This window comes from Pseudomonadota bacterium (genome assembly GCA_023229365.1).
In the GTDB taxonomy this organism is placed as follows: Bacteria; Myxococcota_A; Polyangia; order JAAYKL01; family JAAYKL01; genus JALNZK01.
Map to the genome: position 1 here is coordinate 1 of JALNZK010000236.1, position 3,582 is coordinate 3,582.

3 protein-coding genes are annotated in these 3,582 nt (G+C 61.3%); 1 reads left to right on the forward strand and 2 read right to left on the reverse strand.

The window, feature by feature from the left end:
* Positions 1-1,212: DUF3387 domain-containing protein (locus M0R80_31655; GenBank protein ID MCK9464197.1), on the forward strand; the 1,212-nt coding region annotated here is incomplete at its 5' end.
* Positions 1,213-1,292: 80 nt separating this feature from the next.
* Here M0R80_31655 and M0R80_31660 read toward each other — a convergent pair.
* Together M0R80_31660 and M0R80_31665 are read right to left on the reverse strand one after the other, a co-directional pair.
* Complete coding sequence (locus tag M0R80_31660; protein MCK9464198.1) at positions 1,293-2,030, reverse strand: hypothetical protein; 738 nt, start codon at positions 2,028-2,030, stop codon at positions 1,293-1,295.
* A gap of 15 nt (positions 2,031-2,045) precedes the next feature.
* Entirely contained in the window at positions 2,046-3,179 is a 1,134-nt protein-coding gene (locus tag M0R80_31665; GenBank protein ID MCK9464199.1) for a PEGA domain-containing protein, read from the reverse strand.
* Between the last annotated feature and the right edge of the window lie 403 nt (positions 3,180-3,582).

Consider the following 3,582-nt stretch of genomic DNA (forward strand, 5'->3'; position numbering starts at 1 on the left):
GTGTTCCGGATCGTGATCGTCCGCGACATGTGGCTCACCGGCTTCGACGCGCCAAGCCTCCACACCATGTACGTCGACAAACCGATGCGCGGCCACGGGCTCATGCAGGCGATCGCCCGCGTGAACCGCGTCTTCAAGGACAAGCCGGGCGGGCTCGTGGTCGACTACCTCGGCCTCGCCGACGAGCTGAAGAAGGCGCTCGCGACATACACCGAGAGCGGCGGCAAGGGCGACACCGCGATCGACCAGGCCGACGCCGTGGCGATCATGCTGGAGAAACACGAGGTGTGCTGCGGGATCTTCCACGGGTTTGACCGCTCGAAGTGGCTGACCGGCACGCCGCAAGAGCGGGTGACGCTTCTCCCGAACGCGCAGGAGCACGTGCTCGCGCAGGAGGACGGCAAGGCGCGGTTCATCCAGGCGGTGAACGAGCTGTCCAAGGGGTTCGCGCTCGCCGTGCCGCACGAGGAGGCGATTCGGATTCGCGACGACGTGGGGTTCTTCCAGGCCGTCCGGTCGGTGCTCGCCAAGAGCGAGTCGTTCGAGAAGAGGACCGACGAGGAGCTGGAGCACGCGATCCGCCAGATCGTGTCGAAGGCGGTCGCGGCCGATCAGGTGATCGACATCTTCGCGGCGGCGGGGCTGAAGAAGCCCGACATCTCGATCCTCTCCGACGAGTTCCTCGCCGAAGTGCGCGGGATGCCGCACAAGAACCTCGCGGTCGAGCTGCTCCGCAAGCTGCTTGCGGGCGAGATCAAGACGCGCTCGAAGCGCAACGTCGTCCAGGCGCGGTCGTTCGCCGAGCTGCTCGACAAGGCGGTGCGGAAGTACCAGAACCGCGCGGTCGAGACGGCCCAGGTGATCGAGGAGCTGATCCGACTCGCCAAGGAGATGCGCGAAGCCTCGGCGCGCGGCGAGAAGCTGAAGCTCACCGACGACGAGGTCGCGTTCTACGACGCGCTCGAAACGAACGACAGCGCCGTGAAGGTGCTCGGCGACGAGACGCTCCGCACCATCGCGCGGGAGCTGGTCACCACGGTGCGGGCGAACGTCTCGATCGACTGGACCGTCCGCGAGAACGTCCGCGCCCAGCTCCGCGTGCTCGTGAAACGCATCCTCCGCAAATACGGCTACCCGCCCGACAAGCAGGAGAAGGCGACGATCACCGTGCTGGAGCAGGCCGAGGTGCTGTCGGCGGGGTGGGCGGCGTAGTGGCGGTGATGCCGGACTACGAAGAGCGTCGCGCTGCGCTGCGGGGGTTTGGATGGAAAAATCTACATTAATTCAAACAATTACGGAGACCTCACACAAAGTACATTTCTTTGGTTAGCGGTAATCGAAGCGTAGTGCATTGACGCATTCGAGAAATTAATGGTGAACGCTGCCACTGGCATGTCTCCCAATGCGGTCGAGGACCAAATTTCCGGACAGGTTCCGCCGAGCGCAGTATCCCAGTAGCATCCACTATCGCCCGGTCCAGATCCGCTTGTGCATCCTTCGCAGCCAGTGATATCACTCTCATCGCTGCCGACGGTGACCGAGCAGGAACCACCAGTGGTCGTCGCTGCACAACCTACGATGAGCGACCGTAGCTGATCAATGTCTGGCACGACCCAGTCTCCTTCCAATACTAAGCCAGCGCATTTAGTTTCAGCGTCCTCTTCACTAACTTGGGGCGATATTTCCGAAATGTACCAGCACAGCCCCGATGACGTGTCCGAGTAAACGTCGGCCCCCGTACACTCGTCTGCATCCGTATCCGTGTCTGTGTCGGAATCGGTGTCTGTGTCGGAATCGGTGTCCGTGTCGGAATCAGTATCGGTGTCGGAATCGGCGTCGGTGTCCGTGTCCGAATCGGCGTCGGTGTCCGTGTCCGAATCGGTATCAGTGTCGGAATCGGCGTCGGTGTCTGTATCCGAATCGGAGTCGGCCGCGCCCTTGTCCATAGGTACCGTGTCGAAGCACGCCGGTATTACCCACGCCGCAACCACGAGGAGAACGACACAGGGCTTCTCCGAAATACGCATCATGGTCTTTCCCCTCCTTTAAAAACTCATTGAGAGGCCGTTGACAGTTGGCTCGAAGGCGATGGGCTCGTTCCCGGACGCTCGTTCCGAACCCTTCCGAGAAATCGCCATGAGAACGACCCCGACCACGACGAGCACGCCGCCTGCAGCGTACCCCGCGATCATCACCGCCTTGTCCGTCTTGATGTCGTCGTTGAACCCCTGCCGTTCGGAGGAGTTCGGCGGCGCGTCCTCTGCTTTCGACTCGTCTTTCGTGCCCTTTACGTTGAAGGCTAGGCCAAGAACCCCCGCTCCCGCGCCGACCGCGAGCGTCGTGATCCCGGCAATGAACAGCGTGTGCGCCTTTTTTTGCTCTTCAGGGGTCTGTTCTCCCGGTTCGCTGGGCTGGAGCGTCACAGCCACCGTCGCGGTGCCGCCCGAGGTCACATCGACCTTCTGCACGAACTCTGGCTTGCCCGGTTCCCGCACCTTCACCTCGTGCTCACCCGGCTGCACCTCGCCCTCGTACGGGCAGCCGCCCACAACCTTGCCGTCGAGATGCACCACCGCATCCTTCGCCTCGCATCCGACCTTGATCCATGCCGCCACCGGCTGGAGCTTCGCACTTACGTCTAGCGACACGCCCTGAGGCACGGTCACATCTGTGCGCAGCGGTTTGAACCCGTCGTGCTCTACGCGGATCGAGTGGCTGCCAGGATCGACGATCAGCCGTTCTTTGAACGGCGTGATCCCCACCGACCGTTCGTCCACAAACACCTCTGCGCCGTCCGGCGCTCCCTCGATAGCGACCGTCCCCACCATCTTCCGCATGTCCGATAGTGCTTGGTCTACAGTCTGCTTCATCTCGGGCGTGATGCTCGCGCCCATTGTTCCCAAGTACTGTTTGAATGATGCGATAGAATCGACGTAGCGGAACAGCGCCTTCTGGCACATACCGATATTGTAGAGGATGCTCGACTTTGGGACGAGCTTGTTCGACTCCTCGAACGCGGCGAGGGCAGCGGGGTAGTTCTCCTCCTGGATGAGTGCCAATCCCTCTTGAAACTTAGCCTTGGCGATCTCCTTGTCGTCGGCCACGGCGAGGTTCGGCAAGACGGAGAGGAGGGAAGCGACCAGTGCTAAAGTGATCGTGGACTTCTTCATCCTACCCATTGGCAGCATCATAAACCCCGTTTCTCCCGAGGACACGCAGAGCCATGTCGTATCAGACGCCACAGCCACCGAAGCATACTCGTACGCCCCCCATGATCTCAAGCAGCATTCTAGCTCAGATTTACGACGCGGCGATCAAAGTTGTCGTCTCTTCGTAAAAACTATTTCGTCCCTCATGATCTCGTTCGCGCGACGTCAGCAAACGGAACCTACCGGGCGATTACTGCGCTCACACCGCTAGGACGGGGTGGAGTGGTGAATTCTGCTCGCTACGAATACTCGGCACCCAGTTCCGTTTCTACTGTGGCTGTATCTTGTTCCGTCGCTTGCCCCTTGCCCCAACGGCGCGCATAGTTATTTCGAGCTGAACAGCCGGTCGCTTCGGCCCCGCGAGGGGCCGGGG